13 protein-coding genes are annotated in these 15,590 nt (G+C 45.2%); 9 read left to right on the top strand and 4 right to left on the bottom strand.

Annotated elements, in window-relative coordinates:
* Nucleotides 1-357 precede the first annotated feature (357 nt).
* The 4 genes from AC9UES_RS00165 (at nt 358) to wecB (ending at nt 4,289) form a co-directional block, all read left to right on the top strand.
* The gene (locus tag AC9UES_RS00165) at nt 358-1,059 is read left to right on the top strand and encodes a glycosyltransferase family 25 protein (protein ID WP_509525425.1); all 702 of its coding nucleotides are present in this window, start codon (nt 358-360) and stop codon (nt 1,057-1,059) included.
* A complete protein-coding gene (locus AC9UES_RS00160) occupies nt 1,049-1,984 on the top strand; it encodes an alpha-1,2-fucosyltransferase (RefSeq protein WP_509525423.1) in 936 nt (311 codons plus the stop codon). Before AC9UES_RS00165 ends, AC9UES_RS00160 begins: the two co-directional genes overlap by 11 nt.
* Before the next feature lie 128 nt (nt 1,985-2,112).
* Entirely contained in the window at nt 2,113-3,138 is a 1,026-nt protein-coding gene (locus AC9UES_RS00155) for a polysaccharide biosynthesis protein (protein ID WP_509525421.1), read from the top strand.
* Nucleotides 3,135-4,289 carry a non-hydrolyzing UDP-N-acetylglucosamine 2-epimerase gene (gene wecB, locus AC9UES_RS00150; protein ID WP_509525419.1) on the top strand — a complete coding sequence of 385 codons (1,155 nt, stop codon included), beginning with the start codon at nt 3,135-3,137 and terminating at the stop codon, nt 4,287-4,289. Before AC9UES_RS00155 ends, wecB begins: the two co-directional genes overlap by 4 nt.
* Before the next feature lie 23 nt (nt 4,290-4,312).
* Here the strand turns inward: wecB and AC9UES_RS00145 are convergent, their stop codons facing one another.
* Both AC9UES_RS00145 and AC9UES_RS00140 read right to left on the bottom strand, forming a co-directional pair.
* Nucleotides 4,313-5,203 (bottom strand): sugar nucleotide-binding protein, encoded by an 891-nt coding sequence (locus AC9UES_RS00145; protein WP_509525417.1) that lies wholly within the window; start codon nt 5,201-5,203, stop codon nt 4,313-4,315.
* 11 nt (nt 5,204-5,214) lie between these two features.
* Nucleotides 5,215-6,411 (bottom strand): glycosyltransferase family 4 protein, encoded by a 1,197-nt coding sequence (locus AC9UES_RS00140; RefSeq protein ID WP_509525415.1) that lies wholly within the window; start codon nt 6,409-6,411, stop codon nt 5,215-5,217.
* A gap of 239 nt (nt 6,412-6,650) precedes the next feature.
* On the opposite strand from AC9UES_RS00140, the gene AC9UES_RS00135 reads away from it, so the two are divergent.
* From AC9UES_RS00135 to AC9UES_RS00120, 4 genes are all read left to right on the top strand, one after another.
* Entirely contained in the window at nt 6,651-7,880 is a 1,230-nt protein-coding gene (locus AC9UES_RS00135) for a glycosyltransferase (RefSeq protein WP_509525413.1), read from the top strand.
* A gap of 360 nt (nt 7,881-8,240) precedes the next feature.
* A complete protein-coding gene (locus tag AC9UES_RS00130) occupies nt 8,241-9,575 on the top strand; it encodes a glycosyltransferase family 87 protein (RefSeq protein WP_509525411.1) in 1,335 nt (444 codons plus the stop codon).
* Between the two features lie 207 nt (nt 9,576-9,782).
* Nucleotides 9,783-10,460: an HAD family hydrolase gene (locus tag AC9UES_RS00125; protein ID WP_509525409.1), complete on the top strand. Its 678-nt coding sequence runs from the start codon at nt 9,783-9,785 to the stop codon at nt 10,458-10,460.
* 3 nt (nt 10,461-10,463) lie between these two features.
* Nucleotides 10,464-12,233: a thiamine pyrophosphate-binding protein gene (locus AC9UES_RS00120; RefSeq protein ID WP_509525407.1), complete on the top strand. Its 1,770-nt coding sequence runs from the start codon at nt 10,464-10,466 to the stop codon at nt 12,231-12,233.
* A gap of 61 nt (nt 12,234-12,294) precedes the next feature.
* On the opposite strand, the gene rfbG is transcribed toward AC9UES_RS00120, so the two are convergent.
* Nucleotides 12,295-13,359, bottom strand: a complete 1,065-nt coding sequence (gene rfbG / locus AC9UES_RS00115) for a CDP-glucose 4,6-dehydratase (protein ID WP_509525405.1) — start codon at nt 13,357-13,359, stop codon at nt 12,295-12,297.
* 7 nt (nt 13,360-13,366) lie between these two features.
* Nucleotides 13,367-14,674, bottom strand: coding sequence for a lipopolysaccharide biosynthesis protein RfbH (rfbH, locus tag AC9UES_RS00110; RefSeq protein WP_509525402.1), 1,308 nt, complete (start codon nt 14,672-14,674; stop codon nt 13,367-13,369).
* 90 nt (nt 14,675-14,764) lie between these two features.
* On the opposite strand from rfbH, the gene rfbF reads away from it, so the two are divergent.
* Nucleotides 14,765-15,544 (top strand): glucose-1-phosphate cytidylyltransferase, encoded by a 780-nt coding sequence (gene rfbF, locus AC9UES_RS00105; RefSeq protein WP_509525399.1) that lies wholly within the window; start codon nt 14,765-14,767, stop codon nt 15,542-15,544.
* Nucleotides 15,545-15,590: the final 46 nt, after the last annotated feature.

The following is a 15,590-nucleotide window of genomic DNA, read 5'->3' as shown; positions in this document are numbered from 1 at the left end:
CCGGAAGTGTCTAATCCTTTGGATTCATGTCTAGCTACACTAACCCAGCCAATTCAATCCTAGGCGTAATCGTCTTTTCAGCTACATTGGTCCTAGTATCACGGCAATCCCATAAACTACGACGACTCATTCGAATCCCTCAGCACAGATTTTGGATTAGTATCGCTGATTCTTCGGTATCTAAGCACACAAGTCACAAAGTAGGTAACTCCTGAAGAACGAAGCTGCAAATTTTTGGGAACAATGTTAGGGATCGAGAATCAGAAATACCTCGGGCCGACTTAATCAAAAAGTGCTAAAATCTAACAAAATTATTCTAAATACATTTTTTTGTTGGATGTGGAAGGCATAAAGTAAATGCACATACCTGGTTCGAATGACTCAAGACTATTCATACAGGTGATAAATCTAGCCAGAAGACCAGACCGATTAGCTCAGATTAGTACCGAACTTGAACAGGCTGGCTTAAACTTCGAAACTCTAATTGCTGTCGATGGTCAACTAGAACAATCACAATCCGAATTCCTGTCAAAGGGAGAAATAGCCTGCTGGAAATCCCACATAAATGCGATGCGAAAAGCAGTTGACAAAAATGCTGAGTTCTCCTTAATTTTTGAGGACGATGCGACTCCCGGGGCCGGGGTCAACGAAAAATTGCTGTTCGAAATCAAAGACCTTATGGAAAGAAACCATCTTGACTTGCTTCAAATCGGCTATATTGAGAATTTTTATTCACCTTCTCTGCGACACGGGCCATTAGAGTTTCTGATTGCCCTCTTGAGGAACAGGGGAACAAAGGATTCTTCAGGTTTCAGGTTCGTCCTTGGAGATCTCAGAGCTGGCGCACACGCATACATAGTTAATGCGCGATTGGCTGAAGCGATTTCGAGGAGTGTTCCCGAGCCACCACTGATCCCATGGGACGGTTACTTGGAAAGCCTTGCTCGCGGGCAAGTTGGGCGCGGGGACATACGTATGGCAAGGCTAGTTAAAAGCCTAGTTTCACAAGCTTCACGAGTACCAGAAAGCCTAAAGGTTGATTCAGATATTGCGACCTAAAAAGAGTAAAAGAATCCAACTGATTCTTGTTGGAGGACTTGGAAACCAGTTGTTTCAGTACTTCGCTGGACAGTATTTAGCTCACAAGTCCGGTGGAGTGCTTAAGGTTGATCCAAGTCTTTCGCAATTTGGTAGATCCGGTCATTCGGACTGGATTAATGCAGTAACACTTCCTCTTAGCTACGCTCCAAGTCGCAACCAGTATTCACTAACTGACCAGATATCCGTAGTTAGAAGAAAAGTTAGGAAATTTCTAGTCAGGCATGTCTCAAGTAAAGAATTGCAATTACGAGTTCTTCACCAATACCAATCCCCCGTTCTAGGGTTTGATCCGCTGCTAGAAGATATCAATCCACCAGTCACCATCAACGGATATTTTCAGACCTGGAGGTACTATCAAGCGCTGATGGACAAAGGCCTAGTCTCAGAAATTCAAATGCAAAATCCCAGCACTTGGTTTACAGAAAAATTGAATGAACTAGATGGCCAAGGGAACGTGCTTGGGATTCACGTTCGAAGGGGAGACTATGTTGGAAATTCAGACATTGGCACTTTGTCAGTTTCCTACTACGAGGCTGCCATGAGAGACCTACGGGCCCGAGGGGTAACTTGGGATGCAGTTTGGATTTTCTCCGATGACAAAGTACTTTCTCGGCTCGAATTCGAGAATTTTGACAGTGGAAGTAAGAACCTGCATTTCGTTGACCCCCCAAAGGAATCACACTCGTTTGAGTCAATGCTGCTCATGTCTAAATGCCAATACCTAGTTATTGCAAACTCAACGTTTTCATGGTGGGCAGCAACCCTAGGGAAGCCAAATAAAACCATCGCGTGCCCATCCAAATGGTTTGCCCAAATGGCTGACCCTGAAGACCTTTATCCAGAGAGCTGGATTAAGGTGTCGAGTGAATGGGTAAATCTATAAATTCTTGAGCCTGAATGGTTCAAATCACCAAAGACAAAAGGTTAAATCTTTAGTCAAAGATCGAACACATGGATTAAAGCAAAAAGCAGTAGCATTATTGTTGAAAAGAGCAAAGGCAGAGGTACTTCTTGTCAAAAAATAGGATTTCAGGCTCAGTTGTAACAATCACAGGCGGAACTGGCTCATTTGGCTCCACGATGCTAAGTCACCTTCTATCAGAAGGGGCAGCCGAGGTTCGGGTCTTTAGTCGTGATGAAGCTAAGCAAGATCAACTCAGACACAAGGTAGCCGACAACCGTGTTCGTTTTTACATCGGCGATACCAGAGACCCACTGAGTGTCAAGAACGTTCTTAAAGGAACCGATCTGGTTTTTCACGCCGCCGCATTGAAGCAAGTTCCATCAGCAGAGTTTTTCCCGCTTGAAGCAGTAGCAACAAACATACAGGGCAGTGCCAATGTTCTCAGGGCAGCAATCGAAGCAGAGGTGTCATCGGTTGTCTGTCTAAGCACCGACAAGGCTGTCTACCCAATCAACGCCATGGGTATGACCAAAGCTTTAATGGAAAAAACCGCAATTGCTTTTGCCAGAGACAACCAAGACTCCAAGACTGTGATATCCGTCACCAGGTATGGGAATGTTATGTATTCCAGAGGATCGGTTATCCCCCTTTTTATCAGTCAAATTCGAAGCGGAAAACCATTGACAATCACGGACCCCGAAATGACAAGGTTCCTCATGTCCCTCAGCGAGTCTGTTGACTTGGTTCAGCACGCCTTTGAGAATGCTGAAACTGGCGATCTGTTTATTCGTAAGGCTCCAGCTGCAACCATTGCCGTCCTTTTAGAAGCCCTTCTAGAGTTAGTTGGACTAGACAGCCCAGAGATAAAGACAATTGGTGTTCGACACGGCGAGAAGCTTTTTGAGTCTTTACTTGGTGCCGAGGAAATGGCTAAAGCAGAGGATCGAGGGGACTACTTCAGGGTGCCGCTGGATTCCAGGACTCTTGATTACGAGGCTTTTTTTGAGCACGGGGAAAACAAGCCGGCTTCGAACGAGTCTTATACCTCACACAACACAACAAGACTAGACAAGGAAGGTGTCAAGACTCTTCTTCTTACCCTTCCGGAAATACGTCAGGAACTTGGGTTATGAGTTCAGCAGAAAAGCTCAAGGTTGTAACGGTTGTCGGCACCAGGCCCGAGATTATTAGGCTTTCCAGGGTTATTCCTCTTTTAGACAAACACTTCAACCACATTTTTGTAAACACCGGGCAGAACAAAGACCCGATGCTTAGCAAGGTTTTCTTTGATGAGCTAGAAATCAGGACCCCGGATATTTATCTTGATGTGGACACCTCAACACTCGGTGCCGTACTTGGGGACACACTTGCAAAGATCGAAAAAGTTTTTGTAGACCACAAACCTGATGCTGTGTTGATTCTCGGAGACACAAATAGTGCAATTTCAGCAGTCCTGGCCAAGAGAATGCACATACCCGTTTACCACATGGAGGCAGGCAACCGGTCTTTCGACGAAAATGTGCCAGAAGAAACCAACAGACGATTAGTAGACCACGTTTCGGACTTCAACATTCCATATACCGAGCACGCTAGACGGAACTTGCTTGCAGAAGGGCTGCCACCAAGAAGAATCATGGTTTCAGGCTCCCCAATGCGTGAAGTTCTTGACAATTACATGGCAAAAATTCAGGCCAGCAATATTCTTAAGACCTTAGAACTTGAGCCACAAAAGTATTTCTTGGTCAGCGCTCACAGGCAAGAAAACGTAGATTCCCCGGAGAGACTAAAAAATCTTCTGGAGACACTTAATAGAGTCCATGAAACCTGGGGTTTTCCAATAATGGTTTCCACTCACCCTAGAACTCGAAAACAACTTGAGTCGATACCTGGCTATAAGGATTCAAAAGGTGTGATTTTCCACGAACCGTTTGGCTTTATTGATTACAACAAACTTCAACTAAACGCCAAATGCGTTCTCTCGGACAGCGGAACCATTAGTGAGGAGTCAATAATTCTTGGTTTCCCCGCTGTCACCATTAGAGACTCTATGGAGAGACCAGAGGCACTTGAGTTTGGTGGAATAGTCATGACCGGGCTCAAAACCGCCAACGTTATCGCTGGAATTCGCTCCGTTACAGAAGATGGGAGCTCTGCAAAAGAAGCTTCAGCGAATTTATTGCCGGCAGGCTATGAAGTTACCGATTGTTCCACTCGAGTAGTCAGGTTTATGCTTTCTACTATTTCTAGACACCATGAATGGGCTGGCTTCAGAAAGCTAGGCTAATGCTTACGACTTATAAGGGCTTTCTAGCCTTTGGCGCCCCATGTAATCAGCTCGGATACCATCCGTGCAATAGATGGCGGGGATTCGTACCCAGCGCTAAGCCAAAGGGTGTTGTTTTTCTCCGGATTGCTGGTGTCAAGAGTGCGGTTGATGTTCGCCCCAGTCGCTGTTGGGGTGACTTTGATATCTGACCGACCTAGATACATCGCAATCAAACCAACTAGTTCAGATTTGGTAACGCTATCTTTCGGAAGAACATTAAACACCCCGGGCTCAAATAATTCATTCTCAATGACTCCGCGGGCAATCTTCGCAAAGTGCATCGAGGTTATGCCATTCCAAAAATGATCGGTGTAGCCCGAAATCTCGGCGTTTTTGGGTTGATTTCGCACCCACTCCAAAAGGGACGAGCTCCGATCCACTTCTGGTCCAATTATGGAAACTCTTAGGTGCATCATGGAAGCACCTTTTGCCTCTCCCAGACTCTTTGACTTGCCGTAAACATCCAAAGCGTCGTGCTCATCAGTTTCCAAATATTTGCCTTTTGATCCAGAAAACACGCAATCGGTGGCAATTTGAATAACCTTCGCCCCGCGCTTCGTTGCCCAAGCCTGTAAGCGATTAGGAAAAGAACCATTAATTTCGAACGCCGTTTCGGTCTGTTTAGTATCTGAATCATTGATATATGGCTTAATTATCCCAATGCAGTTAATTACATAATCAATTGGCATAGAGAAAGCGCTGTCTAGGTTGTCTGTAGCAGCGTCGAATTTCAAGAATCTAATATTCGAGCCGGCGACTAAGCTCGCGCCTACTCTAGTAGTGGCTACTAACTCACCCTGAAAGTTTGAAAACTCTTTCAAAACAGCCGAGCCAAGCATTCCGCTGGCACCTAATATCAAAACTGTACTCATTGCAGTTAACTCTAGTTCCGCTTGTTGATCTCGATTGCGGTATTCAAAGTTTGCTCCATGGAAGCCAAAGCCGCCTCCGGTGAAAAAAGTGCACCTAGCGTCTTGAGAGATTCTGACTTGTTTGTCTGAGCACCACCAGCTTGAGAAACCTCTAAGGCAATTTCCAACACTTTCGCTGGGGTCTCTGCCCAGGTCAAACCCTCTATTCCGTCGATGGCGGAGAACAAACCTTCCAGACGCGTAGAGACAACTGGAACGCCAGTAGCTAGGTACTGAAGAACTTTGTTCGGAAAGGCAATCGATGCCACTTGACTTATTTCTAAAGGATTAATGGCCACGGTAGAAAGTGCCAAGTACTTTGGCAAATCGTAATAACTTACAAAGCCGGTGAAGATGACCCGATCAGAGATACCAAGGTCAGTAATTATATTCCGGAGTTCATTCTCCTGCTCGCCACCACCGATTAGAAGCAGTTTCGTTGACGAGCCTTGAGGAACCAATTCCGCAAACCTCTTTATTACCTCTGGTAAACCCGAGAAATAGAAGAAAGACCCCATGTAAGTAATTACGGAGTCTGTTGGTGCAAGCCCGAGACGCATCCGAAGTTCAGGGTCTGGCACTCGATTAGAAAAATGAGCAATGTCAAGTGGTGGATAGTTCACAACCGAGGGTTTCTTTCGGCCGGCTAGGTTTTCACAGTATCGCTGCATAGCGGAGTTATTTGCGGAGAGCAAAGGTGAAAATCTATACATGAGTTTTTCTACCCAAAGTATAGGAAATCTAAAAATAGACTCTCGAATCTCATGGGAGGAATCTAGCGCTCTATGGATAAATGGAGTTTTGTAAATAGCTGCAATAATCAGGGCCTGAAGGCCAAATGTAGGAATTGCGTAATTGAGAACCACATCAAACTTGTTTTCTCGAAATAATCTAAACAGTGCTGGCCAGCTACTAACTGTTGCCCACAACCTGTCAAACCAGAAAATCCCAAACTGATGAGGACCAATTAGGGTTAATTTGGCTTCAGGAACTACTCGGCCAACAATTTCCTTCTTCCGAAATAGATTCTCTTTGGCCCGATTAGCGCCCTCTTGAAAGTGAAAAAACGTGACATTATGACCGGCTTTGGCAAGTAATTCTGGAAACTCATGGATTTCATAAATTACTTTTTCCAAGTAATCAATTTCATGAAGCACGAGGATTTTCACGGAGACTGCTCCTATTTAGCCGGCAAGTACCAAATCTACTAGCAACACCAATTACAAGCGTTGATTAGCAGAGCAAAGACCAATATTTCGAGCAGCTCCTCCAATGACTTGAAGGAAACTCTACCGAAAGAAGCAGGCCAACTCCTGTATATTTAGTGCAATTATCCATTGGCGGTATTGTCTGATGGTGATGAAGTTGATGGTCAACGCGATCACATTTTCTATTGGCGAGGAATGGCTTGAAGGTATTCAACGTAAGCAGTAGCGATGAGGTCGGGGGCCGATGGAATGGCCACGACATCATTGAACCGCTAAAGGGCTTGGGAATAGACGCCAAGATCGGCTCATTCTGGAGCAAGACTTCAAAGTCTGAAAAATCAATTGAGCTATTTCCTGGGCGCAAAACCAGACTCCTAGCGGAAGCCACTATGGCTATAGAAAGCCTTACAGGGAGACAGTCCACTTACCAGTCTTGGTCAAGCAAGATATTTGACTTGCCTGAATTCAAAGAAGCAGATGTAGTCCACCTTCAAGTCATTCATGATCACATGATGACCGTTGAGAACATGGCGAAGGTATTTGAAGTTAAGCCTGCGGTTTGGACCTGGCATGACCTTTGGCCACTTACCGGCCACTGCACACTTCCCCTGAATTGTGCAAGGTGGGATTTAGGTTGTGGAAGTTGCCCATCCCTTGATTCTTCACTTCCGGTCTACTGGGACCGCACCGACAAAGAGCGTTCAAGAAAGGAGCTCCTGTTCTCGAAAACCCCCATGAACATTCACATCACCACAGATTGGATGAGGGGTCAGATTGAAAAGAAGGTCTCTAACTGGAACGCTAAGGTCTTTCAGTTTCCCTTCGGAATAGACACTGAAGTCTTTAGACCAAAGCCAGAAATTGATGCTCGAACTATTCTCGGAATCGACAAAGACACTTTTGTTGTGGCCGCCCGTTCAACAGATGATGAGAGAAAGGGCTTCAAGGAGCTAGTCCAGGCCATTGAGCAAGTCAGCAAAACTGGAAGAAAGATCCTTCTTCTTTGTATTCAAAAACAGGGTCTGGTTGCAAAGTACTCCAAGGAAGTTGAGTCCATTGAGCTGCCCTGGACTAACGATATAAACAATCTAGGAACTTTCTACGAAGCAGCAGATTTGTTTGCAATGCCATCCTCAGTAGAGTCTTTTGGGATGATGGCTCTAGAAGCCATGTCATCGCGTGTTCCGGTCATCACTGTTGGAAAAACCGCTGCCAGTGAGGTTGCCGAATGCCCTGAGTTGGAAGTAAATCTTGATGATTTAGTCGGCCAAATCGCAAACCGAATCACATGGGCCATAGACAATAAAATGCAATTGAAAGAACTTGGGTTTCGGGCAAGGGCCCGTGTAGAAGTCAAGTTTTCTTTAGAGGATTACTTGGGAAACCTTAAAAATATGTATGAGCAGGTTGCTAGTGACCAAATCCTCTAAAGGAAATAAAGTCTCTGCCACTTTCACCTCAGTCACGACTGAGAGAAATAGAGTTATCTCTTGGGAGAGTGCTGCCCGGGGATTCAATAAACCAGGCGGTGTCACCCCAAGTTCCAAAAGCCCAATCACATCTAGGCCAATTGGGTTTGTCAGCAACATTTTTAAGTTATTTCTTGCATCTCTAGCTAAGCTTCCCTACGCATTATTCAAACTCGGTTACGATATCGCAAAATTCGTCACCAGGGGGCTTTCGACTATCAGGCGTTTGCTGTTTGTTGCGAAATGAGCGAGAAAGAAACTAGGCTTGCGGCAATCTTGAGTTAAAGGAATTATCAAAAAAAAAAGGGGGGGGTGAGTCTTGTGTTGGTAAAAAAGACAGAATCAAAATTCACAAACTGGATACTGGGCATGCCTACAGTTGCCGTTCTGTTGCCCATTCAGGGCATTAGCCTTCTCTACTGGTGGATCGCTGGCTCCTACCTAGGTCTTGACGTTTACTCTTCAAGAAGCTTTCCCGCAGCAGACGGGTGGTGCGAAGCTGCTTCTGAAGGACTCGGGTCTCATTGTTGGGGAGATTACTACTACGTAATTTTTCTAGTTTTTTCTCAACCTAATCCGTGGTTAGAGTACGCCAACGCATATCCTGCGGCAGCCCTTATTCCCTTTATGGTTACACATCTTCTTGGTTCAATTACTGGGTTTGCACAAGCAGGATTGCTAATTTACCTTGGTTCGATGACTCTACTGATTGGATGGGGCGTTTGGTCGGGAACCAAAGGAATCTCCCTGGAATCCCGAATCATTCTTTTTGCTGCGATTACATTTTTCTCCCCGCCACTGATTCACGCCCTTGACAGGGGAAACAATGTGGGTTTCATTATTCCTTTACTGGTCTGGTTCTTCGCAGCGTTGATCAGTCGCTCCCCCAACCAAGGCGTCCTAGCAATTGTTCTCCTTACTGTCATAAAGCCACATTTTGCAGTTCTCCTGTTTCTATATATGATTCGCGGAGAGTTAAAAACCTTTGCAAAAGGAGCCCTACTAGGGGGAACCATTCATGTCTTAGCATTCTTAATCGTTGCCGGGAGTCGGTTTCCAGTCAACATCTATGATTGGCTTTCAAGATTTATCAGCTATCAGGACTACACCTCCGTAGCCAATGGCTGGCCGCAAAACATTTCATTTGCGCAAGGCCTGTATTCCTTCGCGACCCTTGTGCCAAGTCAATTCAAAAATGAGTCGTTTCTTCAAGATTTACAAGGTCTGCAAGGACTAATCGGGCCTCTTGTCCTTTTGTCAATACTCTGTTTGATCACAGCTTATAGACATGTTCTGACCGACGTTCAGGTAGGGATTCTTCTTACGTCTCTGGTTGCTATGACATCCAGCACAAGTTGGTATTACTACGCAGTCTTCTCAATCCCAGCTTTATTGGCATTAACTCAAATGAGCAAAAATGCAACGTCGAGCACCTTGAGGGCAAAAAAAGACGAAAACTCGGCGTCCAAAAAAATAAATTTTACCCTTTGGATGGTTCTAGTTCTCACACTCATTCAGTTACCGATGTATCAACTAGCTTCGGACAAATCGATTATTGTAACCACTGCAAATCTTGTAGGTGGATTCTGGATTATTGCCTATGTGTTTGTATTTCGGGTTCTTATAGGAGACAAAAAATCAGTGAAAAGTAAATAAGACAGTGTGAACAGAAGAGATTCTGTGACAACACTATAACTGTTGCAAATCTAATCCCCTAGGTCTCTTTTGGATGAGCCCCCATGGGGTGCCCTGGATAATTGGTTCATAAAGTTTTTTCTCTAGAGGAACCCCAGAGTTTCTAAGTCAAGATCATCTGATACGGGGTAGCACCTTCAAGTTGCTTTGCCGATTACACTCGTTTATGTGGAACCCGATTACATTGGCCGTAGCAAATCGACAGCCTTCATTTTTGATTTAGACGGAACGTTATTTGATTCATCCGAGCAGATTCTTAGGGCAGCAAACGCAGCAAGAAACCTGCATAACCAGCCGAATCTCTCAAAGGAGAGAGCGGATCAAGCAATTGGACTTGAAGCCTCTGAGCTCTTCTCTGACTTACCCCTAACTCAAACCGAGGTATCTAATCTAATTAGGGAGTTTCGTGATGCTTTACATAAGGAAGTACTCCTGGGCAATAGCACCTATCCAAAAGCCATGGACTTATTGAAAACTATTCATGAATCGGGATACGTAACGGGTGTTGCAACCTCCAAGCCACAATATTTAGCAGAGGCCGTTGTAGAAAATTCACCACTTAGAGAGTACGTCAAAGAAATTCATGGAACAGGAACAGCGCGCCCCAAGCCAGAGCCAGACGTAGTCTTAAATTGTTTTAGGGCCCTAGGTGCTTCTGAGGCATTCATGATTGGTGACAGGGTAGAGGATATAACTGCAGGCCTGGCCGCTGGGGTGAAGACAATCGGTATAGCCCAAACTGTGTTTAGCAAAGATGAACTGCTTATTGCTGGGGCGGATTACGTATATACTTCACTGAACGAGCTAGCGCTGGATCTTAAAAATCTGGTGCTCGATGGAGGGTAACTTTTGAAGTATTCTGACGTGTTTGTTCGTTGGCTTGAAGATTTGGGTTACACACACTGTTTCTATGTGGCCGGTGGAAACGTAATGCATTTATTGGAGTCTGCAAGTCACGTTTTTGAGTGCGTTCCAGTGGTTCATGAAGTTTCTGCAGGTATAGCTGCAGAATATTTCAATGAGAGCCAAGGCAAGAACGGCAAGAAGGCCTTCGCATTAGTTACTGCTGGTCCAGGCCTAACAAACATTGTTACAGCAATGGCGGGTGCATTCTTGGAGAGTCGAGACTTATTGGTTATTGGGGGTCAAGTTAAGAGCACTGACCTGTCGCACGGAAAAGTTAGACAACTTGGAATCCAAGAAATAGACGGAATGACTCTAGTTAGCTCGCTAACTGTTGCAAGTCTCCAAATTCAAAAACCACTCCCGCGAAACGAAATTCAGAAAGTTGTGCTTTCCGGCTTAAGCCCTAGGAAAGGACCGGTTTTTATCGAATTTTGTCTCGATGCCCAAGGCGCGGAATTCCAGGACATAGAGAGTAAACCCAAAGAGGAAAGTCAACTCTCTACGAACACTTTTTCTTTATCAGAGCAATTGAGTGCCGAGATAAGAAACTCCAAAAGACCTGTATTGCTTGTTGGCGGTGGCGTAAGCAGAGAGACTGCGAAAAAAGCTCAAGATTTACTAGAAAATTCCCCAATTCCAGTAATGACAACTTGGAACGGCACAGATCGAATTAGCAGTGATGCTAAGTCATACTTCGGTCGTCCGAACACCTGGGGTCAACGATCGGCTAACGTAATTCTTCAGCAATCCGATCTGCTAATAGCTCTGGGTACTAGGTTAGGTCTACAACAAAGCGGATTCAATTGGGAGCAGTTTATGCCCATCGGCAAAATAATCCAGGTTGACATTGATCCAACAGAACTAGACAAGAAAAATCCAGGTATCGACTACCCAATAGAGGCTAACGCTAACGAGGTTTTGCCTCCAGTTCTTGACTTTCTAGATTCCGAAAGAAACAATGCTTCTTGGAAGTCCTGGGTTGAGTTCTCGGCATCCGTGAAAGCCTCGCTACCAACTTCTGAAAATGTGAACAAAACCAAAGGCCCCTTCATCAATCCATATGAGTTCTATATCGCTCTTTCAGAAGTGTTGAAAGATGGCGATGCAGTAGTTCCATCAAGCAGTGGTGCTTCGGAGACTGTTGCCATGCAATCTCTAAACCAAGGTAGAGAAAACACCGTTATCACCACCAAAGGATTGGCAAGTATGGGATACGGCTTAGCCGGAGCAATTGGTACGGCATTTGCTGGCGCTCCTCGAGTCTTTCACGTGGAAGGTGATGGCGGCTTCGCCCAAAATATTCAGGAACTCGGGACGGTAGCTGCAAACAAACTGAACATCAAAACTTTCTTATTGTGTAACGACGGCTACGCATCGATTCGCATGACACAAAAAAGTTACTTTGATGGTCACTACTTGGGGTGTGATGCTAGCACCGGCTTAGGTCTACCCGACTGGCACCTGCTGGCTAAATCCTTTGGGATTTCATCCACTGAATTGGACCCAGAAGCAGACCTGAAAGCAGAGATCGAAAGAGCAGTAGCCCTAGAAGGCCCACAGGTAATCTTGGTACCGATTAACCCTGATCAAACATACTTTCCAAAGATAACAAGCCAAATTGATGAACGAGGCAATCTGATTTCTAACCCAATTCACCTAATGACGCCTGAGCTATCTACTGAGATGAGCAATAAGGTTTTCAGGTATATCTAACCAGCCAAATAGCCAATTGGCATCTGAGCATGATGTATTCACTAAGCTGCATTTATATTGTCTATTTTCTTGGTGAGCTAAATTCTACAATTTGAGTAACACATAAATCATAAGCTGACTCTTTATCAGCTAAAAAACTGTTGTACCAAAGAGCTGTTTTTTCTAAAACTTCCTGAGTGGTCCATTTTGGATTCCAGCCGAATGTCTCTTTAGCGAGCTGACTATTGAGGCCTAGTTTTCCAGCTTCAGCCAATGCAACTTTCTCAATAACTGTTTCAACCCCGGGAAGCGACTTTGAAATAAGTTCAAGAACATCTGCTACTGATACCTGACTAGATCCAACCGGACCAAGATTGAAGGCACGATCGAAAACTCGTGGTGACTTACCCACCATTCCTGAAAGAATCTGTAAGTAACCCTCAATCAGAGACAACACATGCTGCCAAGGTCTTGTGGAATTTGGATATCTAATTATCAATTGCTTGCCTGATTCATAAGCTCTTATATAATCAGGGATAAGTCGATCCTCAGACCAATCTCCGCCTCCAACGATGTTTCCACCACGCGCAACACAAATGATAGGTGATTCACTACCTTGGATTCGGATTGAGTCACGATAACCCGAAATTATCAGCTCCGCTGCAGCTTTTGATGCGGAGTATGGGTCTTTGCCACCCAGCTCATCGGATTCTACGTAGTCGTAGTCAATTTCTAGATTCTTGTAAACCTTATCCGTTGTTATGCACAAGACACCCCGGACAGAAGGAGTTAGTCGAGCCGCCTCAAGCACATTCGCAGTACCCTGGGCATTAGTCTCAAAGGTCTCTCTTGGGGTTTTATAGCCACGACGCACCAATGGTTGGGCCGCTAGGTGCAGAATCAGATCCGGCTGAAAATCCGAGACCGCACTCTTTAGCTTGTCAAAATCTCTTATATCGGAAAACGTGCCTTTGACGATATTTCCAACTTTTGCCTCGGTGAATAGGTTAGGTATAGTTTCCGGCTCGAGTGAATATCCATAAACCTCTGACCCAATTAGGTTGAGCCAAATACTTGCCCACGAACCCGTGAAACCGGTGTGCCCGGTAACAAAAATTCGTTTACCCTTCAGATCTGATTGACTCATGAGAAAATTATCCCTTTTGGACGAACTCAGTTATTGACTCAGTTATAAAGTCAATCATCTCGGAGGAAAGACCTGGATATGTCCCAACCCAGAAGGTGTTATTCATAACAATGTCAGTATTCTTTAGGTCTCCAACGACTCTAAAATCTACACCTTTATAGGCAGGCTGCTTTAGCAAGTTACCTGCAAACAACAATCTCGTTCCGATTTTTCTTGAATCCAAAAACTGCAGTAGTCCCTGCCTGCTTATTGAGCTCTCTGGGTCGATAGTAATTGGGAAGCCAAACCAGGACGGGTCCGATTTTGGGGTTGCCTTCGGCAGAATTAGCCCCTCAACTTCTTCAAGCTGCTTATAGAGCTGCTTGAAGTTGTCTTTTCTTGCTTGCGTAAAAGCATCAATGTTCTTGAGTTGCGACAACCCAAGGGCAGCCTGCATGTCGGTGGCCTTTAGGTTGTATCCAATATGGCTGTAAATATACTTGTGGTCGTAACCCAAGGGCAGGTCACCAAGTTGCCACTCGAATCTCTTGTGACAAGTGTTGTCATGGCCAGTTTCGCAATAGCAGTCTCTCCCCCAGTCCCTAAAGGATTCCACTTGCTTTCTCACTAACGGTGACTTGACAAATACTGCTCCACCTTCGCCTGTTGTTATGTGGTGAGCTGGGTAGAAACTAAGTGTCGCGGTGTCTCCAAAACTTCCAGTTTTTTGGCCATCGTAGGTAGAACCCAGTGAGTCACAGGCATCTTCTACCAGCCAAAGACCATGCTCCTTGCACAGAGCCCTCACCGTGTCCAAGTCAAAAGGATTTCCCAAAGTATGAGCCATCATTATTGCCCGAGTTTTTGGTCCAACAGCTTCTTTTAGCTGCTCAGAAATGGCATCGTAGGTACCAAGTTCGATGTCGACAACAACCGGCCTCAAACCATTTTGAATAATTGGGTTAACGGTCGTTGGAAAGCCTGCCGCAACCGTTATTACCTCGTCGCCCGGTAAGAGTCTTTTCTTACCCAACCTCGGACTAGTTAGGGCACTCAATGCCACAAGGTTTGCACTAGATCCACTGTTTACAAAGATCGCGTTCCTTGCCCCCACATACTTGGACAAAGCTCTCTGGAATGAGTCATGAAATCTTCCAGCGGTAAGCCAGCCGTCTAACGAGGCATCAACGAGCGCCTCATAATCTGCAGGAAACAAGACTTTGCCAGAAACTGGAACAGCAGACTCGCCCCTGATAAAGGCAGGTTTTTCCAGTTGCACCTCAGCGAACCGAGAGACTTCCTTCAAAATTGAAGCCCTAAGTCGGTCTTGATTCACTGGTATCTCCCTGGTGTTTACTCATTCTTTCAATCGTAGACCAATGCCCCGATAGAATTTTGAGTATCCATTTGCGCGATTTGGGAAGAGGTGTCAGTTTTGAAAGCAGTTCTGCTAGCTGGAGGCTTAGGCACCCGAATGAGAGAAGAAACAGAATTTCGGCCAAAACCAATGGTCGAAATTGGAAACCGACCCATCTTGTGGCACATTATGAAACTACTTGGGGCCCAAGGAATCACGGATTTCGTAATTTGTACCGGGTACAAAAGTGAGTTCATCAAGAACTACTTTTATAACTACGGAGCATCAAACCTAGATTTCACAACCAAACTCGGAGATCAAAGCAGTACCGTATTTCACGGCTCCCATGACGAGTTCGACTGGACGGTTACAGTTGCAGAAACTGGGCTAAACACCATGACCGGTGGCCGAATCAAAAAAGTTGAGAAGTATTTGGGTGGCGAGCCATTTCTGGCAACATATGGAGATGGATTGGCAGATATCGATTTGAACGCCCTGCTGGCTTTCCATAAGAGCCACGGAAAGACTGCGTCAATGACCACTACTCAGGCCTCGAGCAGATTTGGTGTAGTCGACATGGACTCAACCGGTTCAGTGCTTAAGTTTCGAGAAAAACCAAAGGTCAACGACTGGATTAACATTGGTTATTTTATTTTCCAACCTGAAATTTTCAACTACATAGATCACGACTCCGTGCTTGAGGAAGAGCCTCTTAGGGCACTAGCCGGAGAAAATCAAATAGGTGCTTATCAGCACACTGGCTTTTGGCAGCCGATGGACACCTTCCGAGAATCTCAAATGTTGAATGAAATTTGGGACTCCGGTGCGGCTCCATGGAAAAAGTGGTGAGGCAAAACAGTTTCCAATTGGTAGGCCAAGCCCTTGGCTTACTCTA

It is taken from the genome of Rhodoluna sp. (genome assembly GCF_044232805.1).
Classification (GTDB): domain Bacteria; phylum Actinomycetota; class Actinomycetes; order Actinomycetales; family Microbacteriaceae; genus Rhodoluna.
The sequence above is the reverse complement of the archived record's forward strand: the minus strand, read 5'-3'. Positions and strand labels throughout refer to the sequence as shown.

Coding starts and splice junctions, on each gene's coding strand:
- wecB (WP_509525419.1), top strand. CDS start 3,135: ATGAGTTCAGCAGAAAAGCTCAAGGTTGTAACGGTTGTCGGCACCAGG.
- AC9UES_RS00145 (WP_509525417.1), bottom strand. CDS start 5,203: ATGAGTACAGTTTTGATATTAGGTGCCAGCGGAATGCTTGGCTCGGCT.
- rfbG (WP_509525405.1), bottom strand. CDS start 13,359: ATGAGTCAATCAGATCTGAAGGGTAAACGAATTTTTGTTACCGGGCAC.
- AC9UES_RS00165 (WP_509525425.1), top strand. CDS start 358: ATGCACATACCTGGTTCGAATGACTCAAGACTATTCATACAGGTGATA.